Origin of the sequence: Vibrio tubiashii (assembly GCF_028551255.1) — a bacterium.
In the GTDB taxonomy this organism is placed as follows: Bacteria; Pseudomonadota; Gammaproteobacteria; order Enterobacterales; family Vibrionaceae; genus Vibrio; species Vibrio tubiashii_B.
Window position 1 is genome coordinate 50,363 of the sequence record NZ_CP117030.1, and the last position, 24,757, is coordinate 75,119.

The window sequence follows — 24,757 nt, forward strand, 5'->3', positions numbered from 1 at the left end:
GTGTCGTGGTTAAACACATTGCTTTTGTAGGAACTCAACACTCTCTCGGTTAGTCAGTTCAAATTTAAAGAACGTCGGGTTGTTTTGACCTTCATCCATTGCTTTTTTTAATGGATCTCGTCTATCTATGAACCACTTCCTTTCTAATATCCAGAGATATGCGCACTTAATAGAGATCATAGTTTCTTCGGCTCCGTCAGCCATACCAAAGTCCATTCGGATTTTGCGCTTCATTTTTTGTTTCTCTTCAATCACTTTAGGTGTATCGCCATCTTTGATATCAAAATTACTATGTAGCTTAAGTTGAAGAGGGATGGTTTGCTGCCATGCTTTGTCATGAATTAATTCCTCATGAGCGGCGCGTTTGTATATTCCATGGGAGCTGTTTTCAATTACTTTCTTAGATCTGCAGAAGTGAAAATTTTTAAATTGTCCGGTTCCATCTGCTTTGCGATGGTAGGCGCGATACATCCAAGTTGTCCCATCATACATTATTGCAAGTGGCAGCAGGGTCCTAGCACCATGTTCATCGCTGTTCTCAGAGATATAATTACAGCAGATAGAGTAGCCGCCATAGATAGCCCTAGTTATTTTGGCTACGTCTTCTATATTCAGTTGGTTTGGTACTTGATCTATTCTATCAAATGGTATTGCCGTCGGTGCTGTCGGTGTAAGTTTGTTTCGATTGAACCCATGAGCTAACATCCCTAACGCTGTTTCGGCGTCTAAATTGATATAAGGATTATACTTTTCTCTGATAATTGCATTGGCTTTTAGAGCTCGGTTGTGTTCCATGTTTCCTGTCTTGCTGTACTCGGATAGTGCTTTAGACGCAGCAGCTTCTCCAATAGAAAACATCTCGCCGATATCAGCTCTTCTTACCACACCAGTAAATCTTAGTTTGAAATCTATATAGGCGAATCGGTCTGCATTACTGGAGTTCTCTTGCCGTAATATATCAAATGTTTTCATCTTCTAGCTTCTCTCACGGGGTATTAGCAATTCATTGTTAGCTAGTATTGATCTTACTTTAAAGTATCAAAAAATACAGTTAATAAATTAAACAAGATCTTTAATTTATACTTAAGTTTAATTTTAACGTATTAAAACGATACGTGTTATTGACTTGGTTGTTTAGTTTATGTAATATGCTCAGAGATGGAGGGGCTGGCTCTTTATCATTTTAAATTGGAGGCCTTATGGCTACTAACGGTAAAACAGGCGATAACCGTCGTCATGGTATGGTTCGCGAACGTTCGCAGACGCAAATGCCTTCGGGTAACTGGGTGAAACGTGATGCGAACACAGGGCGTTTTATGGATGTTAAGCAAGATGGCACACCATTCAAAGGCGTTCGGAAAGAAAAATAAAAAGGCACTTTCAGTAGAATACTAAAAGTGCCTTTTTACTAGCGAAGTGAAATGTAGTCGTCATTGGCGTGATCGATTACAAGACCCAACACTAAGAGGTCTCAGGTCTCTATAGAAACCCAATCGCTCGGTGAGAATTGCGATATTACCTTTCTATGGCTTTCACTTCAATCGTTGAGTTCCCTCTTTGTTAGGAAGTATGGAGGAATCTCTCATGAGTATTCGACCAAAACTCGTTGATGTTTGCGCGTATGTACGTCGCCGTTTCGGCCGACTCGAATACGTTTGTAAGCATAAACGCTCATACCCACGATAAGTGACATCAATTTAGTTTGGCGGGCTTCGCTCGCCTTATAGAAAGGTACAATACCTATGTTAGATCTACTGACAGATCCAATCGTGCTCGCGGTTCTTATTGGCCCGATCGCTGGCATTGTTTGGACAAAAATACTTAACGCAGACTCTCGCAATAGCGAGGCGCTGTCAAAGGGCCATATTAGAGTCTCGAATAGCGGCACAATCACCGCGAGCGATGACAGCAATATCCAGATTGGTCATGGTAATAACGTTACCAATCATAACCATAATTACAACGGCGGCCAGGTAACGAAATCGCAAGCTGAAGGTGAGATTTTCCTCTTTGGAGTGTTAGGGGTTATCGCCGCAATTCTCTATGTTCGCCATCGAGAATGGGCTCTCGGGTTTAGTCTATTATTCCTTCTTTTCAATGCCGCTTTTACGCTCGGCTATTTTGAATCTAAGAATACAAAAGTCATTAAAACCTTAGCCTATGGTGTTCTGTTCTACATTCTTTATTCCATCTATCGATCGCCCATAGACCCATACTATGTCAGTGTTGTGCAAGCGTTAAAGGGGCAAGGGCTAAAAGCCTACATCGAAGCCATTCGTTTGGATCTCCTTCCTTTCCACATCATTTTGGCAGCAATAAGCCAAGCAGGGGCCCTGTTCCTCACGGTGTTTGCTTCCCATGCGATTCGAACAACACATGCGGAGCGAGGGTTCGCAAATAATCTCAAAAAGATTGGTGTAATGGTTATTGCATTAGCAATGCCGTTGTATCTACTTAATCTTGAGGCTGTTAACGCTCAGATTATCACCTTCATAGGAGAAGCAATATGAAGTCATTATGGATAGTCTTGTTATCTGTGCTTCTTTCCGCTTGCTCGGCCTCTATCCCCAAAGAAGTCGTTGAGCTTTCCTACAAAATGGATAAGGACATGACGCATGTGGAACAGGCCTATATGGACTTGGTTCGTCAGCATATAGATGTTCTTAAGAAACAGCGAGAAGACTACTTGTACAACGAGTGGGTGCCTGCATTGCTTGAAGACTGGATAGTCGAAGGAATGCTGATTGAGATGGCGCAGGGGAAAGTGGTTTATGACAACCAAGTGGAAGATTTCGTCCCGGTGGATAAACCCAATAGGCTGGCTCAGCTCAACGGTGTTAAGGAATGGGCGCTTGTTGCGACTGAAGAAATTGAGGCGAAGCGCCGTGAGCTCATCGTGCCATTGGAAAAAGCTGAGTCTGTGATGTTAGCTGATATCCGTCAGAGTTTCGCATTAATGAAGCAAGGGAATCAGACCATTACCGCTCATCTTAATAGCATTAGAGAAGTGCAAGATGTGCAGAATGAGCTACTTGAAAGTGTCGATTTAGAGCAGTTAAGAAATAATATCAATCAACAACTTAGTGAGTTATCGGATCAGGCTGCTAAAGGCTTAGATAAGGTTCGTGAACTCGATCAGAAAGCACAACCTTACCTGGAGAAAATCAAATGAGTATGAGAAACCGAATTAAGAAGTCTGTAGCAACCGCAAACCGTCAATTGGCAGAACGAGAGTTTCAACTACTGTTGGACACTCGCCTTGATTTGGAGGCGTTAAGTCCTGCGATTAAAGGCCATGCCCAATATCAAGCCTTGATGGATGTGATACAGGCGGCATCCGAACGCAATTTGAGTGTGGCTGAGTTTGAAAGCAATGTTCGCCAATTGGGTGAAGGGGCTTGGGAACTCACACAAGATATTATCAACGCGGTTCGCTAGGAGGACTTATGCAAATCGATATGCATTATTACGGTACTTACTGCCTAGCACGTGCTGCTGGGCTAACCCGAGAAGCTTCTCGCATTATTGCAACCTCTGCACAGTTTGTAGATGATAACGCACAGCAAAGCGGCATTAGTCTAGAGGACGCTTCCAGCTGTCAAGTGGAGGCTACTGCGCATCATACCACTTCTTTTGAAAATCTAGACCCTATAGATCAGCGTAACGTTTGGGTTCCTTTTCACTTTCTTCCTGGCAATGAAGGTAATTCATTTACTGAGAAGTTGATTTGTCGAAAAGACAGTGACATTGCACAACAGATGTGTACCAACCACCTAGCACAATCTACGAAGCCCTATTTCTTAGAGTTGCTTGGGGTTATGGCGCATGTCTACGCTGATACCTTTGCTCACTATGGGTTTTCTGGCGTGAGTTCTCGACGAAATAGTGTAAAGCAGTTTTCCTTTGAGTTTAAAGACTTAGATGGAGAAATTAAAGATTACATTGTGACCAAAAAGAACAGTGTTTGGGATAGGTTTAACCCCATCATTCGCAATATTAAATCGAGTGTTGCTGAAAGTGTCTCCAATGCGCTCGGTCATGGTAGTGTTGTTACGTTTCCAGATAGGCCTTATCTCCACTGGAGTTTTGAGTATGAATTGTCAGGACATTCAGGGTGGCGAGATAATGTCGCGACTTTTACTGAGTACTGCCAAAAGATTCATCATATCTTTACCCAAATTGCTAACGATAATCCTGATTGGAAAGACGCGTCTCAACAGCAGGCTTGGGAGCATTTAGCGCCTAAAGTTGTCGATGTTTTACAGTATCAGGCTAAAGGAGATGAGCGGATTGCGAAGTGGAAACATGAAGCCCAGTACGGTGAATTGTTCAATATCGCGGAAGATATTCCAGAGTACAGAGACTGGAATGATGGGTTTGAAGCTCTTAGCCATCGAAGTAGCGCTGAGGCGATGGAACATCCTATTTATCGTTTTTATCAGGCGGCGTCATATCACCGTTGGTATGTTCTGCGAGAGCTCTTACCGCAACATGGTTTGATGGTGAGTTAGAGCTTCAGTCATCCTGCTGATATGTGAAAATCTAAAAATACGTATAGGTTTCGTGTCTTTTTCACCGAACCCTGATCCAAAAACTAAAAAGGTCGCATCACGCGACCTTCTTGTTGTTTGTCTTAGCGAGACTCTAACGGGTATGAGCGATAGCTCCACATACCGTAGGTTCGAAGGGCATCGCGGTAGATTCCTAGTAGCTCACTGTCGCTCGCTTTGGTGAGCTCTTTTAGCGGCTTATCTGGGTAGCTGACTGTATCGAACGTGATGCCTTGTGGGCCTGTTTGCCAACTTGCAATTTCAAACAGTGTCTGACCACGACGAACATGGCTTGCAGAGCTAATGATGGTCGCATGTTTGATGTTGTGGCGGGCAAGGGCGTAGCTGCTAAATAACGCGTTGCCAACGGTGCTGGTGGCGTAGTTTTCTTCAATGATTCTGTCTTTGCTGACGCCTTTCTCGATCAGCCAGTCAGCCATCAACTTGCCTTCGGTCTTGTGGTTCTTTGGTACGCCACCTGTGAGCACGATAAGCGCATCAGGGTTCGCTTTTGCCATTGCTAAAGTGGTTTCTAGACGCTCAACTAAGATCTGGTGCATTGAGCCATCTGGATTTAGTGCGTAACCCAGAGTAACAATCGCTCCCTTGTCTTCTAACTTACCTTGCGCTGCTTTCTCTTTTAGTGGTGTCTCTAGTACGCGATCCACTGTCGAGAAAATTCGCTTCATGTCAGCCGCTTTGCCTGCATTGAGTTTAGATAAAGCATCCATGTGTTTGTTTGACTCAGCTTGGTTGCCTTTAAAGCGTTGCCATACCGCTAGGTAGGCATGTAGATCCACATCATCCGGTGCCACCGTCAGTGCTTGCTCAAATAGCTCAATCGCACGATCAACATTCTTGTTATAAATCTGAGCATTAGCCGCTGAGATAAGAAGATCAGTACGGTATGGTTCCAGTTCGTATGCCTCTAGTAAGCGATCGGTAACAATCTCCATATTACTTGGCATTTTCGCAGTGAACCCAGCATGCGAGATTCGAGCGGGGGATTTAAAGGCTGTCACGGCATCGCTCAGAAGCTGATCAACCACTTGTCTTTTCGTTACGAGCTGGGCGTAATCTGTTGTGGCTTGTACTGTAGAGTCATTAGCAGCAAGAGAGTATGGCGCAGCAGTTAAAGCGATAACGCTACCTAGGGCGAGGGCAATGATGTTCTTCTTCATTAGGAGATCCTAGTGTTGTTATGTGTCGATCTACGTCGACGAATTTTTTGCAGTGTAAAATTACCTCTCAGATAGTCTGTGAATTGGTTCTCACTTTAAATGAAACACTCGACATATGGTTGTGGTTTACGAACTAAGATCACGAACTGTAATTTTAACTCATTGATATAAATGATATTTATGTCATTAATGCATAAGTTGTGAGGGATGAGAAAAGCGGAAAAGCCTGCTTATTCGCAGGCTTTATGGTTACTTAATCGCAGTACAAAAACTGACGTCAGCATGCTGGGTTTGTGGGTCGTAGCTGTGGTAGAGCTCGAAACAAGGTCTGTCATCGTTTTCTAGCCCTGTTTCGATAACTTTACTCATCAAATCATCCCAAGCGAGCGCGTATTGGCTGTGCTGTGTGATGTTTTGGCGCATCACTGCGTACTCCCCTCCGGGAAAGTCTTGCAGTTCTATGCCATTTATTACGTCTGTCTCTTCAGGCACCATCAAACAGATATCGGTACGACATTTATCGCTTGGGGTGATCTCAGGGTTGTCGTGATAGATGAAGATACAAGTATTCTCTGCTAACCCTTTCATTCCAGCCCATTGGTAGAGTCGACCACTGGCTTCTTGATAACCTTCGCCGTAAGGGCCTGTTACTCGGACATAAGCCAGTTTTGTTGCTGTAAAGTTTTGCGTTTCCATTTTGTTGCTCCACGTTGTTAGTTCAGAGCCAGTATATGAATCGCTAGGTTTATCTGCGTTTCCATTCTTGCGCAGCGTGTGTCCAATCTTGCTGTTTCGCGATAATTCAGAAAATTGCTGGTAGTTTTCGCAATCACGAAAAGCGCTCGGCGTTACCCCATAATGTTGCTGAAACGCTTTAGCTAGGCTCTGTGAAGAGGCAAAACCATACTCCAATGCGATGTTTAGTACTGGTTGTTTTGATTTAAACAAATCGTCGGCTGCTGACTGCAATCGCAAACGTCTGACAAAATCAGCGAGGGTTTCTCCTTGCACGGCTTTAAAGGTGCGATGGAAGTGATAAGGAGACAGGTTCGCTAGGGCTGCGACTTCTGGCAAATTGAGGGGTTGGTTGAAGTTCTTTTCCAGATATCGAATCACTGGAATCAGCCTCTTTTGATAATCAACGCGCATTACTGAGCTCACCCTTGCTTAAAAATGACTGTATAAGCGTACAGTAAGTGGGCTCAATTTAAAAATGGAGTTTTGATAAATGCGTAGCGCACAGTGACGAATTGAGTCACACTTATTGCTCATTTCTCCGTAAGCAAGGACAACCATGATCGCTTGGAAGCAGCATTTAGCAGGTTACGAGTGGCTTATTCACCAAGTCTGGTACTTGGAGGTTGAACATGGTGAAGTAATTGATCCAAAACCTCATCTTATTCCCAACCCGCGCGCTCATCTGCTGTTCACTCCTAAGCATCAAACCTACAGCTATGACAACGGTGAAACCTTACTTCGTGTCAAAGGAAGCCACCTACTGACTGCGAATGAAAGCCTCCTTCTATTAGAGGATGAGGCTCCGATCAAACGCATCGGTATTACCTTTAGACCTGAAGGGCTCTATGCCCTCCAATCTGCTTTTCACGATGATGCCCGTGTTAATGCGCTTAACCAGTGTCAGTGGTTTGATTGGCTGAGCCCTTTAATTGATGAGGATTTTCAACAAGCACTATGGCAACAAGATTCACGAGAAGCGTTGTTAGATTCGATAAAACGTCACTTAGACTTTTTAAGGATTGAACCCTGTCGAGCCAAGCCGTTTTTAGTATCGCAGAAGGCAATCTCAGTGATGGACGCGCAAGCTCTAAGTTCACCGGATCTCGCGATAGATATGGAACAGATTGCCAAGCAGTGCGCGTGTTCTCGAAGAACGTTAGAGCGTAGTTTCAAGCAGGTGGTTGGTCTGAGCGTTAAGCAGTATCAGCAAATGGCCCGTCTTGAGCAGATGATTTTGGCACTCTACAAACAACAAGATGCGATCGATTGGGTGAGTTTTTCTCAGCAATTTGGCTTTAGTGATCAGTCGCACTTAATACGCACACTCAAGCAGCAGCTTAGAAAAACGCCGAACAAGTACTTGCAAAAACGCGACCTGACGATAGATATCTACGGTGACTTCGAATAGGAACTTGCGGCGACCAAGACAAGCAAGTTGTCGCAAAAGTCCAATTATTGTCTGGTTGGTTCCACTAAGATAGTTGCCAGATAACGAGGTAACACATGTCATATCAAAAACTAAAACAAGGCCAAACCATTCCATTTAATGAGTCGTTGAATATTCAACTGATTCAAGCGTCTGATCTGCAAGATATTATCGAAATGCTCAATGACGATAAGGTCAACAAGTATCTGTTCTTCGCCCCGGCAGACGATAGCTTATATGAAGGTTTCTTTGGCCCAATCATTGAGAACACAGCTCAAGCGTTCAAAGATGACGTTTGGCCAGAGAGTCCGACGTTTGTCATTCGTGATCAGCAAGGTAAATACATGGGGATGTGTGCCGTGACGTCGGTAATGTTCCTAACGGGTAATTATGAAGTCGGTTATCAGCTACCGACTTGCGCATGGGGCAAAGGTATTGCGACTCGCGCGTGCCAAATGATGACGGAGATTGGGTTTACCGAGCTCAAGGCGCATAAAGTCAGTGCAGATTGCTACTCATCGAATGTGGGTTCATACAAAACGTTAGAGAAATGCGGCTTTAGCCAAGAAGGACGTCAGAAAGACTATTACAAGGTAGAGCAAGGCTTGGAAGACAAACTTTACTACGGTATGACCGCAGAGCAATTCGCCTCTTTCAGTCGTTAAGTGATCAATCGACGCGTTTAAGCAGCAAACAAAAAGGCCGCTATGCCCATGGTCGGGTTAGCGGCCTTTTCTAAATTAAGTGCTAAGTCTTAGCTGCCTTGATTTTGGCTTTGAAGCTTCTCTTTTGCTTCTTCAACTTTTGAGAAATCCAATCCCAACTCATCGACGGCTTCTTTGATTAGCGCAGGGTTTTGCATTACTTGCGCCATCAGCATTTGTAGCTTGTCTTGTGGCAGGCCTAGTTGGCTGATCGTTGCCATCGCTGCAAGAGGGTTTTGCGTCAGAGTTTGGAAGATTTCGTTGATCTGTTCATCGCTGATGTTGTTCTCTTTCAGCAGTGCAATAATCGGGTTCATCATATTTCCTTTTTAATCTATTGATGACTTTGCGCAGCAGTTTATCACTAGGATAGCGTGGATTGAACTAGCGCAAATCTAATTAGCTGAAACTAGATTGCGGCTTAATAACCCGTTAGCTCCATATACCCTGAGCCAGAGTGAGTGCCCTCGATGCGAACCGGGCCTTCCCAATAGGGGACTGAAAGGGGCATTTTCGCTTTTGGGTTGAGCGCTGAAACCACAAGCTCGATTTGCTGGCTCGGAATAGCCACTTGCCACTCGGTTGGGTAATTACGCCCTTGGATTTCAGTTTGTTTGGTCGCGTTTAATTGAATCTCATTGGGTGAAAGGGCGATACCAGAACCGTCTTGTCGCATCAGTCTGGCGCTAGAGTAACTGGCTTTTCCGGTCTTGGAATCTCGCAACTGGAATACCACCAAGCTGGTTTCGTCACTGAGCCTTAAGGCAAACCAGTCCCAACCTTGTTGTGAGTCGAGCAAGAACTGCGAGCTCCATTCTCTGTCGATCCAACCTTTACCCGTTACCTGATGAGTGTTGCCATCAATAATGACTTGGCCAGAAACATCAATAAACGGTTGGCTATAGTAATACGAAGCCACCTGACCATCGGCGCTTTTGGTACTGTAACCTTGCTCGCCCTGTTTTTGATAAGGTGCACTATTAGTGAGTGTCAAAGAGTAGCCAAACTGCTCTGAATTGGCATTGAGTGTGGCGGGGAAGAGGTCGTCGGTTGAAGAGCGCCACTGCCAATCGTCTAGATAAACCCGAAATGGCGATGCATCGACGCCTGCTAGCGAAGCTTGATCGCGTGACCATTTCTCATCGGCATAATGCTTGTCTGGCGTGGTTACTGCGCTATGCGCCATATAAATTTGTTGGCTTTGCCATACGGTTTTTTGCTCTTTGTTTTTCCCATCTTCTGGCGCGGCAGCAAAACGAAACTGTGTCCACTGAACACCGAGCGGATTGCCATTTTCATCGATTAAGTTCGCCGTTAAATACCACCATTCATGACGAAAACTAGGGTGCGCTTGATGATCAGCAGGGAAGTTGAGTTCAACGTCCTTAACCACAGGAGTGAATGGATTGCTCTCGCTTTGAGCCTCTCCACTGCCTAATAGCATTGCCATATTTTGCTGCTGAGGCTTTTCACAGCCAAGCAGCAACAGGCTGCCCAATAGCCAAGTGAGGTTGCGTGCTAAACGATTCATTACAACACCTCGCTTTGCAAACTAGATACGACAGGTTTGCTGACCAATCGCCACAGCGGAATCAGGGTCGCAACTACCGCGACTAAGATAGTGATTGCTGCAATGCTTAGGGCATCACTCCAACTCCACAGGTAACTTAAGCTCCAACCAAAGGCGCGTAGGGTAACGATGTCCGTTAGCACATAACCGACCATAGCGCCGAGGGGTAGAGCGATAATCAAAGTAAAGCTAATCAAAGCGACGATTTGCCCGATGACCATAGTCATTAGCTTACGGCGACTAACGCCAAGCGCGTACAACCTCGCAATGGCGGCTTTGCGCGCGTCGAGCAACATAAAACAAGCGCTAAATAAACCAATCACCGCGACCATTAGAGTCACGCCATTGAGGGCGCGCGTAATGGCGAAGGTTTGCGAGAAAATATTGAGCGCGATGGATTTGATTTGCGCCTGATCATAAAGCTGACTTGGGTGCAGATTCAATTGCTTTCGCAGTTGGTCATAGACGAGATCGGGGTTGCCAGAGACTTTGACGCCAAGGCTGGTGGGCAAGTTGGTAAAGCCGCTTTCACGCCACAACTTTGGAGCCAATAATACTTCACCATTGGGGGAACCGTAATCATGGAATATCGCCCCGACACGCAGAGTTTGGTTTGGAATTGCATCGAGCTCAAGTTCGCTATCGAGCGATAAGCCGAGTTTGACCGCAGTTGGTTCACTGATGGCGACCAACTCACCTTGGTAAAAGCGCTGCCAGAAGTTATCAAGGTGCGACTTGAACACCATGGTTTGCTCTAAGGTATCCTTGTCTTTGGTACCGAGCAAAGTGGGTAAGCCTTGTAGGTTATCTTCAACATAGTATTGCTTGTAGACCGTCTCAACCCCGTCAAATTGCTCTAATGCGCGTTCTACATTGGCTATCTCTCCCTGTGCGGGGCTAACGTAAATATCGGCATGAAGCCTCTGTTCGAGCCACTGCTTTAGCGTCGATTCAAAGCTGCCAACCAAGGTGTTCATTCCTATATTGGCTGTTACCGCAAGTAGCAGTGCCATCATGGCGAGAGAAAGCGGAGAAATGAGCTCGCGCAGTTCAGCGAACAGGTATTGGATCAAACCGGAACGGGTACGCGTTTCACATTCGTTGGCGAGCACGCTGAGTGTTTTGGGCAGATACAGAGGAATCGACACGACAAGTACGCCGAGCCAAGCCATAGTAAAACGGTGATGCTCACTCAGCCATAATCCAGCGAGCGCCGCAGCAGTCAACACAATACCAGTCATGAACAGTTGGTTTTCGTTAGACGTTTCTGGGGCTTGATAAAAACCGCCATGAGAAGAGAGCGGCTGGTTCACTCGCTGTTTAAAGTGCTGCCAACAAGCTAATAGTGTTGCCGCTAGGGTTAGCAGCAGCGCTTGTGCCCACCATTGCCACTGCCAAGTGCCGGGAAGCAGTGTTGCTCCGTAAAGCTGTTCAAGTGTGAGCGCAACGGTTGGGTGCAGCCAATGACTAAGCTGCATGCCCAATACAAAACCGAGTGAAGCACCGAGGGTAACCAGAATGGTCAGTTCAATCAGCAGTGCCGTGAACACCATGTTTTGCCCAACCCCCGCTTGCTGGATTTGGACTAACAGCCGATTGCGTTTGAGTAAGCTGTACTTCACGCCGTTATAAGCGATAAATAGACCAACTAGAAATGCCAATAGGCTCATCGCGGTAAGGTTGAGGTGGAAGCTATCAGTGAGTGAGCCAAGGTCATTGCTTTGATTGTTGGCGATCCATTGTCCTTGCTCGCCGATGAGGTGTTGCCATTTTGCTTGTGCGTTATTACCTGCATTGAAGCCAGCGTCGAAAACGGCAATGTAACTGAGCTGTCCTTGTTTGTTGAGCAACTGCTGGGCAAAGCCAATATCCATCAACATTCGGCTGCCTAATTGCCACTCATCGGGTAATACGACGACACGGGTCGGGACTTCATCCAGAGTCAGCGTTTCTACTTCGCCTAAGTTCTGGTGCTGCGACAAGCTCATCATCACTATGGGTTCACCAGCTAAAAGCTCAGGGAGCGGTAAAGCACTGTCGAATAGAGAAACGTTTTGCTCGCTGTCTGATGATTGTTCGTTGTGGGTTGAATAGCGAGAGCGTGACGAGATAGCAGCAATCAATTCGCTACCTTGTACTGACCAGCGACGACCTTTCTGGTCTCGAACTCGCCCTTCAATTACTGGTAAGGCTGCACTGAGTCCGTTTTGTCTGAGGCTGAAGTAAAGCGATTCAGGCAAATAGTTTTGCCCCGCTGCTGGAATAATCAGGTTTTGCGCTTGAGCACTCAGTTGCTCGGTAGATTCCGCATAGCTGCGCTTAGCATTGAGGTTGATCGCTTGCACGGCAACAAACAAGGTTACCGCCAGCACGATACCAATCAGAATTGCAGCTGCTTGCAGGGGAGCTTGGCGATAATGCGCCGCAAACAGATTCAATGTGAGTCGAGTCTGTGTGAGTCTGATAGGCGAGAATCTAACCTGAGTCATGGTGTTACCCTCGGTCGCATTGCTCTTGCAAAGTAGGGAGGGGTTGCTGCAAATCACCATTGCGTAATTGACCGTTTTCTAGCCGCAAACGAGTCTGCATAAACTCTGCGCAATCGGGGCTGTGGGTCACTAATAGCACTGCAGTGTTGCCTTGTGCGGTGATTTCATTCAATAGCTTCATCACCTCCAATCCCGCTTTTTGGTCGAGATTCCCTGTCGGTTCATCGGCAAGCAGAAGCTTAGGCTTATGAGTCAATGCGCGTGCGATGGCGACTCTTTGCTGCTGGCCGCCAGAAAGGGCAGAAACGTGCCTATCAAGAAGCTGACTGATGCCCAATGTCTCGATGAGAAAATCGCACCAATCGTTCCATTTTTGTTGGTTTAGATGCAGAGGAAAGGCGATGTTTTGTTTTACGTTGAGTGGTGTTAACAGGTTGAATTGTTGAAAGATAACACCGAGCTTTTGATGGCGGAACTGGCTCCATTGCGGATCTTTCCAAGCTGCTGTGTTATCGCCATCTAACCACAATTCACCACCGGAAAGCGGCTCAAAGCCAGCAATAACATTGAGTAGGGTACTTTTTCCGCTACCACTTGCACCTGTCAACGCCACACTCGCACCTGCCGCTAAAGTGAAGTCGACGCCTTCCAATACGCGATGGGTTTCTTTGCCATCGACGAAACTTTTGTTGGCGTGTTTTAGTGACACTAACGGCAAATCCATGCGCGGCTCCTTGCTACTTTTTAGGCTTTGAGTTCTAAGTTGTACTCGTATTCCGTTTCCGAGATCTTTTTAAATCCAAGACGTTGGTATAACTGATAAGCAGGATTGGTTTTTATCACACTTAAACCAACTCGTGATTGGCTAGCTTGAGCTTTTTCGATCAGGTTTTTTACTAATCTGCTGCCAATACTCGCGTTTTGGTAACCCGGATGAATCTGAATTTGGATGAGATACCAGAGGTTTTGATCGGCTTGGTATTCCGCTTTAAACAAACCAATAGGCACTTGATCTAAGGTAATGATTTGAGCACATTCGAACTTGTACTGAATGCGATTCAAATAGTCGTCGAGGCTAATTGGCATGCCGACTTGTTCAAGGTAGTCACGCATTGTGGCGTTGCGTAGGTCGACTAAAAAATCTATGTCTGATTCGAGTGCAGGTCTTAGGGAAATGTTCATCTTTCGTCCGTGAGATGTGAAGGCTTCATATGCAATGAAGCATGACACTTATTCAAGGTCGAGACAAATCGTACTGCAAAGCTATGGGATTAAGCCTCAGATTAAAAACAAAAAACCACCTCAAGCGGTGGTTTAGTTTACAGTCTTATGCGATTAAACGTAGTACGCTTCAACTTCGCCTTTTAGTTGGATAAGCATTGGGTTACCAAAGCGGTCTTTCGCTTTTGGTGATGCGATTTTTACCCAACCTTCGCTAACGCAGTACTCTTCAACGTCTGTGCGCTCTTGACCTTTAAAACGAATACCGATTTGGTGATCGAAGCACTCTTTTACAAAGAAAGGGCTACGTGGGTTACCTGATAGGCGATCTGGTAGAGCTGGTTTAGCTGTATCTGTCATGTTTTTCGACCTTGAAGTCCGTAAAAAAAGTGCGCCATTGTAAGTCACAGATTGCTATAGGTTCAAGACATCTAATGACAGTTATCACAAACGATCTAAGTTTGAACCTACAACCCCTTCAAATACTGGGCATTGGCCGTTGGCTGAATCATGCGATTGATGTTACTCACGTTGTCGTTATTGTGTTGTACTAGGAGCACTAAGAAAGCATCAATCAATTCTGGTTTACTGGCTGTTACTTGTGTTTCGGTTTGAATATCACGCAGATCGATCAACACATCAGTGAACAGTTGCGGTAAGTCTTGCAATACTTGCAGATTCAATACGTTGTGTTCACTGTAGATTGAGTTGTGGCTACCCTTTTGTTTTTGCACTACGTACGGGTTGTCTTTGAGATTAATGATAGATGTACGTTTGTCACAACGCTTCAAACAACCTTTATTGACTTTAATCTTGCGGCAGCCTTCGGTCTGTTGGAACAAGCATTGGCGGCTAGTCAGCAGTGTATTTGGATGGTAGATGCTGTAATAGCTGCGCATGTTTTGCGGACGCTTAATATGGCGCATCTGCTTCATGTTCAACTCGTTGGAGATAAATGCGCCGCTTGCGGCAAACTCTTGTTGTAAACATTTGAATGAGTAAGAGTTGACCGTATTTATCTGCGGGCCTGCGATCCAATCCAGCCCAAGTTCTTGAGCCAAAATGCCTACTCCGGAGTTGTTAGTGATCGAGAGCATGGGTTTTACTGCCTCTAACAGTGTGCGTGCAGCTTGGTAATCGTCACCAATCAAAATCGCAGGAAACCAAGGTTTTAACTGCGGGTTTGCTTGGAACAGCTCGATCATTGCATTCAGTTCAGATGCCAGCCCCATCGGCAGCTGAAAATAGACGTCAACATCAGTGTATTCGCACAGTGCAGCTTCTTGTGGTGATGAGATCAAAACCGATAACTTTGGCGCTCCTTGACGTATTTCTGGCTGAGGTAGCAGGGGCAAAGTAGGTACATCAATCGCCCCTTTTAGGCTGCTAGCAGAAGTTTGTGTTGTAGTGACGTCAAAGTCTTGGGTCTTTTCAGCTACTTTCTCGATGATTGCTGTTTTGTCGTCGTAGAGCTTTTTCTTCACTACTTTTACATCGTCGGCGGATTCGCATTTATAGATTTTCGAAAAGTGTTTCACCGCATGGTCTCGGGGGTTGTCGATGTACATTGCTTTACCGAAGTCACCTTGCAAAAATGCATTGGAGAAATCACGGTTGAAGACGGTGTACAGTTCCGTGGTGTCGTTCGACAGTTCTACGCCATCGCACAAGCGGTCAATCTGTTTACGCCAGTTGTCGACCACGGTGTAAACGTAGTGAGATTTCTTGATGCGGCCTTCCACTTTCAACGAATACACGCCGGCATCCGCAAGCGCTGCCAAATCGCCAAAGGCCGAGTTGTCTTTCATATTGAGTGGGTAGCTATTACCGGTTTTGGTGGTTTGGTACTCTTCACGACAAGGTTGACTGCATCGACCACGGTTGCCTGAAGCGCCATTACGCGCAGAGCTGATGTAGCAAATACCCGAGAAGCCGATGCAGTATGATCCGTGGACAAACACTTCCATCATTACATCATGCTCACGACCAAACTGAGCTAAATGCTTAATCTCACTGATGTTCAGCTCGCGCGATAGATTGACGCGACTTGCCGTCAATCGATTGAGAAACAAAATCTGCCCCTCGTTATGGGTATTGAGCTGAGTTGATGCATGTATATCTAAATCAGGAAAATAGTTTTTGAGAATGTAGGCCAAACCAAGGTCTTGCACGATCACGCCATCAATCGCCGTGGTGTTCAATTGACTAAGCAAGCGCACGATAGCTGGAATTTCGCTTTCTAGAATCAACACGTTAAGAGTCAGGAAGATCTTACAGGTGTGCTGATGCGCAAGCTGCAATACGCCATTCAAGTTATCTAAGGTGAGGTTGGTGGCTCGGTTACGCGCATTGAAACGGTCTAAACCACAATAGATAGCATCCGCCCCAGCGGCAATGGCTGCCTTAATCGAATCTAAATCTCCGCCCGGTGCTAATAACTCAAATTGATCGCGTGTCACTACTTATCTCTTACTCAATAAAATAGGAGCGGTATTTTACGGGGATAAAAAGTGTGATCTAGCGCTGATTAAGGCTTTGTTAATCTGCATCAATTAATTTGTTATCTAAGGCGAGAATTCAGTTAATGGTTGCAATCACTGCGAATTGCTTTAGTGTTATGCTCATGTATAACACTAAAGCGCAATTGATAAGGCAAGCTTCATGACAGATTGGAACGAAACGCAGCCTATCTTTCGTCAACTAGCGGATCGAATTACAGAGCAAATCCTGCAAGGCATTTGGAACGAAGGAGAGGCATTACCTTCGGTTCGAGCCGTAGCAGGAGATTTGAAAATCAACCACATCACTGTGATGAAAGGTTATCAGCTACTGGTGGATGAAGGTCTCGTAGAAAAAAAACGCGGTCAGGGAATGTTCGTGGCACAAGGCGCACTGAGTCAGTTAAAAGCGTCGCAAAAACAGGATTTTATTCAGCAGCAGATCCCGTCAATCGCGGTGAAACTGCAGCAGCTAGACATTCCACTTCAAGAATTTATTGAGCAGTTAACACTGCATGTTGAGGGCAAACAATGAGCGTATTAATTGAAGCTCGGCAGGTAACCAAGCACTACTCAGGTCGAGCCAAAGAGCAAGGCGAAGCGATTAAAAACATTAGTTTTGAACTCAAAGCGGGACAAGTCCTCGGTTTGCTTGGTCACAATGGTGCAGGTAAATCGACCTTGATTAAAAGCCTGCTCGGTGCTCACGACTATCAGGGTGATATTCAAGTACTGGGGCTTGAGCCTATCTCACAGCGCGCCAAAGTGATGGAGCACCTGTCTTATATTTCAGACGTGAACGTGCTGCCTGACTGGATGACGGTAAGACAAATTCTTCGTTACACCGCTGGTGTGCACCCAAGTTTCGATGTGAACAAAGCGCGTGCTGTACTTGAGAAAACCGACATCAAGCTTAATAGCAAAATCAAATCGCTCTCAAAAGGCATGAAGGTACAACTACATCTTGCGATTGTGATTTCGACTGACACCAAAGTATTGATTCTCGATGAGCCGACCCTTGGCTTGGACCTTGTCTACAGAGACACCTTTTATCGCCATCTCCTTGAATGGTTTCATGATGGAGAGCGTGCCCTGATTATTGCTAGCCATGAGGTGTCTGAGATTGAACACCTGCTAACTGATGTGTTGATCCTTAAGCATGGTCAAGCAGTGTTGCAATCGTCAATGGAAAACATTGCCGAAGATTACGTGATCGTAGAAACCACCGATGAACAACGCGCACAAATGGAAGCATTGAAGCCGCTTTCTAGTGAGCGCGCTCTTGGCAGTACGCGTTGGCTGATTCGCAGTGAACAAGCGCAACAACTCGATAGCGTAGACAAAATTTACAATGTAAAACTGGCAGATCTGTTCTTAGCTCTACAGAAGGAGGCAGCGTAATGAATCCTTATTTCTATATGCTAGAGAAAGAGTGGCTAGAACATAAAGTGATCACACGTATTCCTTTGGTGTTGCTCGTGTGTGGTGTGCTGCTACTACTTTCGATCTTGATGAATTCGACCATCCAAAGCAATGTTACTTACGAGCTAACGTATGATGTTAATGGGTTCGAATCTGGTTATGAATTAGGTAAGCAGTTAAGTGGCTTGGCTTTTGGCTTTACTGGCTTTTTGTCGATTCTATTGACCAGCCTTTATTTCCCGAAGACATTACGTAAAGAGCGCCAAGAGGGCAGTGTGATGTTTTGGCGTAGCATGCCTGTCTCTGACCTGACGACGCATTTAGTGAAGCTTGGTTTTGGTTTGCTGGTGACACCTATCATTTGCTCGATGCTAGTGGTGTCTGCTGACTTCCTAATGTGGCTGATTAATCTTGTCATGTCGGAGAAGTTCCCACTGTTCTTCACCGGTGAGTCAATCTTATATGTCTTTACCCATTGGTTTGAGTTTATTGCTCGCATGTGGTTAGTGGGCTTGGCGCTACTGCCACTTGCAACTTTGGCCATGGCCATTTCTCAGAAGGTTAATTCGCCTCTGTTAGTCATGGTGATTGGTTTTTACGTGATTAAACTGCTTTCCACAAACCTGCTAGGGACGTACGCAGTGAGCCATTTTTTACAGGCTGTAACGACCTTGCCATTTGATCTGCTTATAGAGGGCAATCCACTTGTTGCCTTTGCAAATGTTGGTACCGTTAACTTGGTCATCTACTTTGCATTCGGCGTGTTGGGTTTGCTAGCAAGCTTAAGATTAAGTCGCTCAGTTGACTAGAACGCTTTGAAAATAGCAAAGGCGCTAACGGTTGGTTAGCGCCTTTTTGTTTGCGGTGGATTGCTATTAGTCTCCGAGCGGCTGACGGTCTAAGCCACCTCGATATGAGTCTAACGCCAACTTAAGCCGTCGTAGTTTGTCTCTTGAGCGTCGCTTATGGTTGACGGCAAGCGCCATCGAAAGGACATCAACCAAGGCTAACATTGCGTAACGAGACGCAGAAGGTTTGTAGATAAAATCTGTTTCTTGGTGCTCAATCGGCAGTGTGAGATCGGCAATGTCAGAGAGCGGCGTTGAGCTCGGTGTGATGGCGATGATCTTCACCCCGTATTGCTTTGCTAGCTCTGCAGTTTCGACGATGGTCGGGGTGTATCCCGTTGCGGATAGCATAACCAATACATCATTACTGTCTGCGGTAGACGCAATCATACGTGCAAGCAAACCGTCGTTGTAAGCAACCACAGGGTAGCCTAAACGGAATAGGCGATGCTGCATTTCTTGCGAGGCAATCGTTGAGCCTCCACCCATACCGATAGAGATGACTTGTCTTGCATTGTGTAGCCAACCCACAGCGGTATCTATATCGGCTTCGTTGATCAAATTGCGGTTGATATCTAGCGACTGCTTGATTGATTCGTAGATGCCCTGATAACCACTTTGATCTGGCGGCTCAAGAATAAAACGTTGACCAACTGTCAGGGTTTGCGCCAGCTTAATTTTCATATCACGAACGTTTTTACAGCCAACGGCTTTAGCAAAGCGAGTAATGGTGGCTTCGCTCACTTCAGCGTTTTCTGCAAGCTCGGTGATACTCGCATTCGCCGCAGTCTGAATGTCGTCCATGATCAGTTTGGCGACTTTCTTCTCAGCGTCGCGCAGAGCGCTAAAACGCTCAGTGATTTGCGAAATAATATCGACGTCTAAACTCAAGATGTTTTCCTATTCTAGGGAGACCTCTGGTTTGGTCTCCATATCAATGCTTTGCAGTATACCTGATTCATTCAAGCGTAAAAGTGCAGCGGTTTAGAAACGTGTTTCTACCCAATGAGTCACATTGTATTCGTCATCACACACGGCAATAGCACGCCATTTATCGAAGGTTAGGCACGGATGTGAGGTTGAGAAAGCGATAACGTCGCCAACATTGAGTGGGCAATCTGGGTCTATCTCCATAAACGCATGTTGATCCATGACGGCAGTGGTGATGGCATTAGAGACGGAGATGGCTTCACCGTCGCGGTATGCACGCTCTGGAATGGGTAAACCGGCATCAAAGGCGACGTCTCTTTTTCCTAGGCCAACTACGAGTTTACCCGGCTCTGGTTTTGAGATGACGTGTGCCCACACTTCAAGAGAGGACTGTAGGTCACCGCCCAAATCGCACGCTGCCCCTTGGTTTTTCTCTGCTCTCGCCATGACCTTGTTTTGAGCCTCTAGATAGATTCCCGTGTCATGGATGGCGTAGCAACCCGGACGAATGATGGCATCAAGATCGTCGAGGTTGGCAAAACACTCAGAAACCACGTCGTACCAAGCGGAACCTGCACCAGTCACAATAGGCTTACCTGAGATGAGCTGATCGCGAGCCAGTTTACGGCCAAGCGTTATGATCTGATTGAGAAAATCACGAATGGCTTGCTCTGCATTGTCACCGTGAATGACCCCTTCGTAAGCTTCAATACCAGTCAGTGACAGGTGAGATTGCTCGGCGATGTACTGAACAAGGTCGGCAACTTGCTGCTCAGTTCGACAGCCACAGCGTCCACCTTCAACACCGAACTCAATCAAGACATTGAGTTTGACGTCACGGCTAGAAAAGAACTGCCCAAGCGCTTCAACGTTACGCTGTGAATCAACGCAAACATATACATCAACATTATGTTGCTCGATCAGATTAGCCAAGATAGCCATATTGGCTTTGCCGACCACCTGATTGGCGATAATGATGTTACTTGCCCCTGATAACGCCGCAACTTCAGCTTGCGCGGCAGTGGCGACGGTCATTCCCCATGCGCCTTGGTCAAGTTGCTGACGAAACAACGCGGGTGTCATGCTGGTTTTGCCATGCGGGCATAACTTGACGTTGTGGGTTGCGGCAAAGCGCTGCATCCAATCAAGGTTATTGCTGATTCTAGATTGTTGAATAACCGCAGCGGGTAGACTGATTTCTTCGTTGATCAAGCTGTAGGTTTGCTGGCTATCACTCTGATATGGCTGAGACTTTTCGCCACACCCAGGGATGTTGATAGTATTGTTATGATAGTTTTTATCACACTTTTGCTCGAATTCTTTCATCGCAAGCTCACTTCTAACATGGTTTAAGTTATTGATTACTAATATTTGTTGCTGTCTAGGTTAATTTATATGTTAGAAACTATCAAACAAAATGGATTTTTATGTGTGTTTTGTCACTGATTTAAAAACGGGAATTATTATGATGGACACATGCAAACGAGAGACGAAGAGAGTGAACCATGTTGTTCGATACCATAATCAAAAGTGTAGAAGTCTTTGACGGTACCGGCGCTCCAGCATATACCGCTGATGTCGCAATTCGTCACAATCGTGTAGAGCAAATTGGTGAGTTATCTGAAGCGATGGCTAACAAGGTGATTGATGGGCAAGGCTTGGCACTCGCGCCGGGTTTTATTGATGTTCATACTCACGATGATACCAATGTGATTCGTTATCCCGAGTGTCTTCCAAAAATCAGTCAAGGTGTGACTACTGTGATTGTCGGTAACTGTGGCATTAGTGCCAGCCCGACTATATTAGCCAGTGACCCACCTGATCCAATGAACCTGCTCGGTAAGCAAGAAGATTTTAAATACCCAACCTTCGCTAGCTACGCACAAGCTGTGCAGCAAGCGAATCCTGCAGTCAATGTGGCGGCATTAGTCGGTCATACCACTTTGCGTAACAACGTGATGGATGACTTGCAACGCACCGCAACGGATGAAGAAATCGCGCAGATGCGCAGCACGCTTGACCAAGCGATGGCAGAAGGTGCGCTTGGTTTGAGCTCTGGTCTTGCCTATGCGAGTGCGAAACAAGCGACAGCAGATGAGGTCATGCGCTTAGCTCAGGTGCTCGGTCAACACGGCGGCATTTACACCACTCATATGCGTACGGAATTTGAAGAGATCATCTCTGCAATGGAAGAAGCCTTTGAAACCGGTCAGTTCGCTAAAGTGCCGGTTGTTATCTCACATCTTAAGTGTGCTGGTGCTGGCAATTGGGGACGAACAAAAGAAGTGCTTAATGTAATGGATGAAGCGGCGAAACACCAAGATGTGTCTTGTGACTGTTACCCGTACTCCGCAAGTTCATCAACACTCGACCTAAAACAAGTGACCGACGAGATCGATATCTTTATTACTTGGTCAGAAGCTGCTCCTGAACATGCAGGCAAAATGCTCAAAGACATTGCCGCAGAGATGCAGCTGCCATTAATGGAGGCGGCAAAAGCGATTCAACCCGCTGGCGCGGTTTACCACTGCATGGATGAAAACGACGTTAAACGCGTTTTGAAATACAAACTGACCATGGTGGGCTCGGATGGTTTACCTAATGACCCGCACCCACATCCACGTTTGTGGGGTACTTTCCCGAAAGTGCTTGGCCACTATTGTCGTGAAGAGAAACTGTTTTCATTAGCAGAAGCCATTCACAAAATGACGGGCATGTCAGCCAAGCGATATAACTTAAAAGATCGCGGCGAAATAAAAGTCGGGGCTTACGCAGATTTAGTTTTATTTAACCCAAATACAATAAAAGATACTGCAACCTTTGAAAATCCTATTTCAATGGCTAAAGGTGTTGAATCTGTATTTGTTAATGGTGAATTGTCTTATTTATCTGGCGATGTAACCAAAAATAGAAGCGGCGTATTTATTTATAGAAATGACGCCTAAAAATTAAAATTAATTATTTATTATCAATTTAATAAAGTACTTATACTGGAGAATATTATGTCTATTAAGCGTTACGGTGTAGAAGGTGGTACAGGCACTGGTGGTCAACACCTTCCATTTGCACGAGCGACTGAAGCAGGCGGTTTCCTATATGTTTCTGGTCAAACACCAATGACCGACGGTGAAGTGGTAGAAGGTGGTATTGTTGACCAGTCTCGCCTAGCGATTCAAAACTGTGTCGATATCATGACTGAAGCAGGCTACACACTAGAAGATGTGGTTCATGTAAAGGTTGTTTTAACGGACTCTCGTTATTTCCAATCATTCAATAAGGTGTTCAAAGAGTTCTTTGGTGAGCACCCGCCAGCACGTATCTGCATGGTGTGTGATTTGGTCGTTGACGTGAAGGTAGAAGTCGATGTGACTTGTTACCGCGAAGATCGTCGATAGACTTCACAAATAACAATTAAGAGTGCCGGAATAATTTCGTTCCCTGTTAATATTGTTTCGGTGCTCTCATCCCTACAAATATAATTCTTTGTTGTGCAGCAAAATAAATATTAATTAAATATAAGCGATTGTTATATTTAATTATTGTCTGAAATAGATGAAATAATACAACTGCAAGAATTATATTAATCTGAAAGATGGATTTTGACATTGAGAGGTGTCCAATGAATAGTACACTTTTTCTTACTGGCTTCGGTGCATATGTAGTATTTCTGATTTGGCTTGGATGGTTTGTTTCGCGCAACCAAAAGTCGGGGGAAGATTTTCTATTAGGTGGCCGTGGCTTACCTCTGTTTCTTGTATTAGGTACAACCGTCGCGACTATGGTCGGAACGGGCTCAAGTATGGGCGCGGTTGGCTTTGGTTATGCTAATGGTTGGGCTGGTGCGCTTTATGGCATCGGTGGTGCCATTGGTATCTTGCTTCTTGCGCTATGGTTTGCTCCGGTTCGTAAACTGAACTTTATGACCATGAGTGAAGAGCTTGCTTACTATGTGGGTGCAAATCGCATCGTTAAAAACGTGGTTGGCTTGCTTATCTTTATCGCTTCTATTGGCTGGTTAGGCGCGCATATTCTTGGCGGTGGTATGTACCTCGCTTGGATCGCTGATATCGACCTTAACCTAGCGAAAATCATCATTGCTGCGGCGTTCACTATCTATGTTGTGATTGGTGGTTACACTGCGGTTGTCTGGACGGATACGATTCAAGCAATCATTCTATTTGTTGGCTTCATTCTGATGGCGGTTCTATCGGTTCAACATATCGGTGGTATGGACAACCTATACGCAGCTATGGACCCAGCCGCAACGAGCTTCCTAGCAATTGAAAAACTGGGCATCATTCCAGCGGTATCTTTAGCGGTTGTGATTGGTGTTGGTGTACTTGCGACGCCTTCATTCCGCCAACGTATCTACTCGGGTAAGGATGTATCTACAATTCGCCGTTCGTTCATTGGCTCTGGCGTGCTGTATCTATTCTTCTCAATCATCCCTGCAATCATTGGTATGGCTGCACATGCGATTGACCCAACACTAGACAACCCTAACTTCTCGTTCCCATACATTGCTGCAACCGTATTGCCAGTAGGTATCGGTATGATTGTTCTGATTGCGGGTCTGTCAGCAACCATGTCGAGTGCAAGCTCTGATGCGATTGCGGGTGTGTCGATTCTACTGCGCGATGTTTACGTTATGTTCACTGGTCGTGTGCCAAACAAAGAATCCATGCTCAACTACTCTCGCCTAGCGCTGGTTGTGGTTATCGGCTTTGCTCTACTGTTTGCTCTGACTTCAAACGACATCATTGGCTACATCACTAAGATGATTTCTACTGTTATGTCAGGCATGTTCGTGTGCGGAATGCTAGGTCGCTTCTGGAAACGTTACAACTGGCAAGGTGCTATCGCGACACTTGCTGGTGCTTCAGTGGCTTCATTCACTGTCATGCTTAACGCGGATTACACAGCCTTCTGGGGCAACCCAGTGATTCCATCTTGTCTGTTCGCACTGACTGCGGGTGTCGTAGTGAGCCTATGTACTCCTGCTAACCAAGTCAGCCCTGAAATGGCAAGAGCAATTCTTGATGATGAGCGTGCTCTGATGGAAATGGAATTGTCTGACTCAGGCGTCTTAGAAGAAGACAAATCTTCACAACGTCCTGCCACTCAAACTAGCTAGTTTTCTCCACAACTTTGGCTCTGCCTAGCAGAGCCACTGTTTTTTT

General features: G+C 45.7%; 25 protein-coding genes. 13 read left to right on the top strand and 12 right to left on the bottom strand.

Annotation, left to right across the window (positions count from 1 at the left end; all coding sequences use genetic code 11):
- Positions 1-9 precede the first annotated feature (9 nt).
- A complete protein-coding gene (locus tag LYZ37_RS15530; RefSeq protein WP_272787820.1) occupies positions 10-972 on the bottom strand; it encodes a transcriptional regulator in 963 nt (320 codons plus the stop codon).
- 227 nt (positions 973-1,199) lie between these two features.
- On the opposite strand from LYZ37_RS15530, the gene LYZ37_RS15535 reads away from it, so the two are divergent.
- From LYZ37_RS15535 to LYZ37_RS15555, 5 genes are all read left to right on the top strand, one after another.
- Complete coding sequence (locus tag LYZ37_RS15535) at positions 1,200-1,370, top strand: hypothetical protein (RefSeq protein ID WP_272787821.1); 171 nt, start codon at positions 1,200-1,202, stop codon at positions 1,368-1,370.
- Positions 1,371-1,742: 372 nt separating this feature from the next.
- A complete protein-coding gene (locus LYZ37_RS15540; RefSeq protein ID WP_272787822.1) occupies positions 1,743-2,510 on the top strand; it encodes a hypothetical protein in 768 nt (255 codons plus the stop codon).
- The gene (locus tag LYZ37_RS15545) at positions 2,507-3,172 is read left to right on the top strand and encodes a hypothetical protein (RefSeq protein ID WP_272787823.1); all 666 of its coding nucleotides are present in this window, start codon (positions 2,507-2,509) and stop codon (positions 3,170-3,172) included. The genes LYZ37_RS15540 and LYZ37_RS15545 overlap by 4 nt, the downstream gene beginning before the upstream one ends.
- The gene (locus tag LYZ37_RS15550; RefSeq protein ID WP_272787824.1) at positions 3,169-3,438 is read left to right on the top strand and encodes a hypothetical protein; all 270 of its coding nucleotides are present in this window, start codon (positions 3,169-3,171) and stop codon (positions 3,436-3,438) included. Before LYZ37_RS15545 ends, LYZ37_RS15550 begins: the two co-directional genes overlap by 4 nt.
- A gap of 8 nt (positions 3,439-3,446) precedes the next feature.
- On the top strand, positions 3,447-4,511 hold the full coding sequence (locus LYZ37_RS15555; protein WP_272787825.1) for a DUF6765 family protein: 1,065 nt from the start codon (positions 3,447-3,449) through the stop codon (positions 4,509-4,511).
- 122 nt (positions 4,512-4,633) lie between these two features.
- Here LYZ37_RS15555 and LYZ37_RS15560 read toward each other — a convergent pair whose 3' ends face one another.
- Together LYZ37_RS15560 and LYZ37_RS15565 are read right to left on the bottom strand one after the other, a co-directional pair.
- Positions 4,634-5,731: a YdcF family protein gene (locus LYZ37_RS15560; RefSeq protein WP_272787826.1), complete on the bottom strand. Its 1,098-nt coding sequence runs from the start codon at positions 5,729-5,731 to the stop codon at positions 4,634-4,636.
- 249 nt (positions 5,732-5,980) lie between these two features.
- Positions 5,981-6,880 (bottom strand): AraC family transcriptional regulator, encoded by a 900-nt coding sequence (locus LYZ37_RS15565; protein WP_272787827.1) that lies wholly within the window; start codon positions 6,878-6,880, stop codon positions 5,981-5,983.
- A 145-nt stretch (positions 6,881-7,025) separates the two neighbouring features.
- Between LYZ37_RS15565 and LYZ37_RS15570 the strand changes: the two genes are divergently transcribed.
- Positions 7,026-7,877, top strand: coding sequence for a helix-turn-helix transcriptional regulator (locus LYZ37_RS15570; RefSeq protein ID WP_272787828.1), 852 nt, complete (start codon positions 7,026-7,028; stop codon positions 7,875-7,877).
- 95 nt (positions 7,878-7,972) lie between these two features.
- The gene (locus tag LYZ37_RS15575; protein WP_272787829.1) at positions 7,973-8,560 is read left to right on the top strand and encodes a GNAT family N-acetyltransferase; all 588 of its coding nucleotides are present in this window, start codon (positions 7,973-7,975) and stop codon (positions 8,558-8,560) included.
- A gap of 89 nt (positions 8,561-8,649) precedes the next feature.
- Here LYZ37_RS15575 and LYZ37_RS15580 read toward each other — a convergent pair whose 3' ends face one another.
- The 7 genes from LYZ37_RS15580 to LYZ37_RS15610 form a co-directional block, all read right to left on the bottom strand.
- Entirely contained in the window at positions 8,650-8,916 is a 267-nt protein-coding gene (locus tag LYZ37_RS15580; RefSeq protein ID WP_272787830.1) for a DUF2999 family protein, read from the bottom strand.
- Positions 8,917-9,020: 104 nt separating this feature from the next.
- Positions 9,021-10,130 carry a lipocalin-like domain-containing protein gene (locus LYZ37_RS15585; protein ID WP_272787831.1) on the bottom strand — a complete coding sequence of 370 codons (1,110 nt, stop codon included), beginning with the start codon at positions 10,128-10,130 and terminating at the stop codon, positions 9,021-9,023.
- Positions 10,130-12,658: an ABC transporter permease gene (locus LYZ37_RS15590; protein WP_272787832.1), complete on the bottom strand. Its 2,529-nt coding sequence runs from the start codon at positions 12,656-12,658 to the stop codon at positions 10,130-10,132. Before LYZ37_RS15590 ends, LYZ37_RS15585 begins: the two co-directional genes overlap by 1 nt.
- Before the next feature lie 4 nt (positions 12,659-12,662).
- The gene (locus tag LYZ37_RS15595) at positions 12,663-13,382 is read right to left on the bottom strand and encodes an ABC transporter ATP-binding protein (RefSeq protein WP_272787833.1); all 720 of its coding nucleotides are present in this window, start codon (positions 13,380-13,382) and stop codon (positions 12,663-12,665) included.
- A 20-nt stretch (positions 13,383-13,402) separates the two neighbouring features.
- Positions 13,403-13,840, bottom strand: a complete 438-nt coding sequence (locus LYZ37_RS15600; RefSeq protein WP_069668809.1) for a GNAT family N-acetyltransferase — start codon at positions 13,838-13,840, stop codon at positions 13,403-13,405.
- A 153-nt stretch (positions 13,841-13,993) separates the two neighbouring features.
- Entirely contained in the window at positions 13,994-14,239 is a 246-nt protein-coding gene (locus LYZ37_RS15605; protein ID WP_004746437.1) for a DUF3297 family protein, read from the bottom strand.
- A 107-nt stretch (positions 14,240-14,346) separates the two neighbouring features.
- Entirely contained in the window at positions 14,347-16,338 is a 1,992-nt protein-coding gene (locus LYZ37_RS15610; RefSeq protein WP_272787834.1) for a peptidase U32 family protein, read from the bottom strand.
- Between the two features lie 202 nt (positions 16,339-16,540).
- Between LYZ37_RS15610 and LYZ37_RS15615 the strand changes: the two genes are divergently transcribed.
- Genes LYZ37_RS15615 through LYZ37_RS15625 form a run of 3 tightly spaced genes read left to right on the top strand, consistent with a single transcriptional unit; the run spans position 16,541 to position 18,608 of the window.
- Positions 16,541-16,912 carry a GntR family transcriptional regulator gene (locus LYZ37_RS15615; RefSeq protein ID WP_004746441.1) on the top strand — a complete coding sequence of 124 codons (372 nt, stop codon included), beginning with the start codon at positions 16,541-16,543 and terminating at the stop codon, positions 16,910-16,912.
- Positions 16,909-17,778 carry an ABC transporter ATP-binding protein gene (locus tag LYZ37_RS15620; protein ID WP_004746443.1) on the top strand — a complete coding sequence of 290 codons (870 nt, stop codon included), beginning with the start codon at positions 16,909-16,911 and terminating at the stop codon, positions 17,776-17,778. The genes LYZ37_RS15615 and LYZ37_RS15620 overlap by 4 nt, the downstream gene beginning before the upstream one ends.
- Positions 17,778-18,608, top strand: a complete 831-nt coding sequence (locus tag LYZ37_RS15625; protein WP_272787835.1) for a hypothetical protein — start codon at positions 17,778-17,780, stop codon at positions 18,606-18,608. Before LYZ37_RS15620 ends, LYZ37_RS15625 begins: the two co-directional genes overlap by 1 nt.
- A gap of 66 nt (positions 18,609-18,674) precedes the next feature.
- On the opposite strand, the gene LYZ37_RS15630 is transcribed toward LYZ37_RS15625, so the two are convergent.
- Together LYZ37_RS15630 and LYZ37_RS15635 are read right to left on the bottom strand one after the other, a co-directional pair.
- The gene (locus LYZ37_RS15630) at positions 18,675-19,538 is read right to left on the bottom strand and encodes a MurR/RpiR family transcriptional regulator (protein ID WP_272787836.1); all 864 of its coding nucleotides are present in this window, start codon (positions 19,536-19,538) and stop codon (positions 18,675-18,677) included.
- Between the two features lie 93 nt (positions 19,539-19,631).
- Complete coding sequence (locus tag LYZ37_RS15635) at positions 19,632-20,903, bottom strand: amino acid deaminase (RefSeq protein WP_272787837.1); 1,272 nt, start codon at positions 20,901-20,903, stop codon at positions 19,632-19,634.
- A gap of 179 nt (positions 20,904-21,082) precedes the next feature.
- Here LYZ37_RS15635 and LYZ37_RS15640 point away from each other — a divergent pair, with 179 nt between their 5' ends.
- The 3 genes from LYZ37_RS15640 (at position 21,083) to LYZ37_RS15650 (ending at position 24,711) form a co-directional block, all read left to right on the top strand.
- The gene (locus tag LYZ37_RS15640) at positions 21,083-22,522 is read left to right on the top strand and encodes an N-acyl-D-amino-acid deacylase family protein (RefSeq protein ID WP_272787838.1); all 1,440 of its coding nucleotides are present in this window, start codon (positions 21,083-21,085) and stop codon (positions 22,520-22,522) included.
- A gap of 57 nt (positions 22,523-22,579) precedes the next feature.
- Positions 22,580-22,972, top strand: coding sequence for a RidA family protein (locus LYZ37_RS15645; protein WP_038187972.1), 393 nt, complete (start codon positions 22,580-22,582; stop codon positions 22,970-22,972).
- A gap of 224 nt (positions 22,973-23,196) precedes the next feature.
- The gene (locus LYZ37_RS15650) at positions 23,197-24,711 is read left to right on the top strand and encodes a sodium:solute symporter family protein (protein ID WP_272787839.1); all 1,515 of its coding nucleotides are present in this window, start codon (positions 23,197-23,199) and stop codon (positions 24,709-24,711) included.
- Positions 24,712-24,757: the final 46 nt, after the last annotated feature.

Coding starts and splice junctions, on each gene's coding strand:
- LYZ37_RS15530 (WP_272787820.1), bottom strand. CDS start 972: ATGAAAACATTTGATATATTACGGCAAGAGAACTCCAGTAATGCAGAC.
- LYZ37_RS15535 (WP_272787821.1), top strand. CDS start 1,200: ATGGCTACTAACGGTAAAACAGGCGATAACCGTCGTCATGGTATGGTT.
- LYZ37_RS15540 (WP_272787822.1), top strand. CDS start 1,743: ATGTTAGATCTACTGACAGATCCAATCGTGCTCGCGGTTCTTATTGGC.
- LYZ37_RS15545 (WP_272787823.1), top strand. CDS start 2,507: ATGAAGTCATTATGGATAGTCTTGTTATCTGTGCTTCTTTCCGCTTGC.
- LYZ37_RS15550 (WP_272787824.1), top strand. CDS start 3,169: ATGAGTATGAGAAACCGAATTAAGAAGTCTGTAGCAACCGCAAACCGT.
- LYZ37_RS15555 (WP_272787825.1), top strand. CDS start 3,447: ATGCAAATCGATATGCATTATTACGGTACTTACTGCCTAGCACGTGCT.
- LYZ37_RS15560 (WP_272787826.1), bottom strand. CDS start 5,731: ATGAAGAAGAACATCATTGCCCTCGCCCTAGGTAGCGTTATCGCTTTA.
- LYZ37_RS15565 (WP_272787827.1), bottom strand. CDS start 6,880: ATGCGCGTTGATTATCAAAAGAGGCTGATTCCAGTGATTCGATATCTG.
- LYZ37_RS15570 (WP_272787828.1), top strand. CDS start 7,026: ATGATCGCTTGGAAGCAGCATTTAGCAGGTTACGAGTGGCTTATTCAC.
- LYZ37_RS15575 (WP_272787829.1), top strand. CDS start 7,973: ATGTCATATCAAAAACTAAAACAAGGCCAAACCATTCCATTTAATGAG.
- LYZ37_RS15580 (WP_272787830.1), bottom strand. CDS start 8,916: ATGAACCCGATTATTGCACTGCTGAAAGAGAACAACATCAGCGATGAA.
- LYZ37_RS15585 (WP_272787831.1), bottom strand. CDS start 10,130: ATGAATCGTTTAGCACGCAACCTCACTTGGCTATTGGGCAGCCTGTTG.
- LYZ37_RS15590 (WP_272787832.1), bottom strand. CDS start 12,658: ATGACTCAGGTTAGATTCTCGCCTATCAGACTCACACAGACTCGACTC.
- LYZ37_RS15595 (WP_272787833.1), bottom strand. CDS start 13,382: ATGGATTTGCCGTTAGTGTCACTAAAACACGCCAACAAAAGTTTCGTC.
- LYZ37_RS15600 (WP_069668809.1), bottom strand. CDS start 13,840: ATGAACATTTCCCTAAGACCTGCACTCGAATCAGACATAGATTTTTTA.
- LYZ37_RS15605 (WP_004746437.1), bottom strand. CDS start 14,239: ATGACAGATACAGCTAAACCAGCTCTACCAGATCGCCTATCAGGTAAC.
- LYZ37_RS15615 (WP_004746441.1), top strand. CDS start 16,541: ATGACAGATTGGAACGAAACGCAGCCTATCTTTCGTCAACTAGCGGAT.
- LYZ37_RS15620 (WP_004746443.1), top strand. CDS start 16,909: ATGAGCGTATTAATTGAAGCTCGGCAGGTAACCAAGCACTACTCAGGT.
- LYZ37_RS15625 (WP_272787835.1), top strand. CDS start 17,778: ATGAATCCTTATTTCTATATGCTAGAGAAAGAGTGGCTAGAACATAAA.
- LYZ37_RS15635 (WP_272787837.1), bottom strand. CDS start 20,903: ATGAAAGAATTCGAGCAAAAGTGTGATAAAAACTATCATAACAATACT.
- LYZ37_RS15640 (WP_272787838.1), top strand. CDS start 21,083: ATGTTGTTCGATACCATAATCAAAAGTGTAGAAGTCTTTGACGGTACC.
- LYZ37_RS15645 (WP_038187972.1), top strand. CDS start 22,580: ATGTCTATTAAGCGTTACGGTGTAGAAGGTGGTACAGGCACTGGTGGT.
- LYZ37_RS15650 (WP_272787839.1), top strand. CDS start 23,197: ATGAATAGTACACTTTTTCTTACTGGCTTCGGTGCATATGTAGTATTT.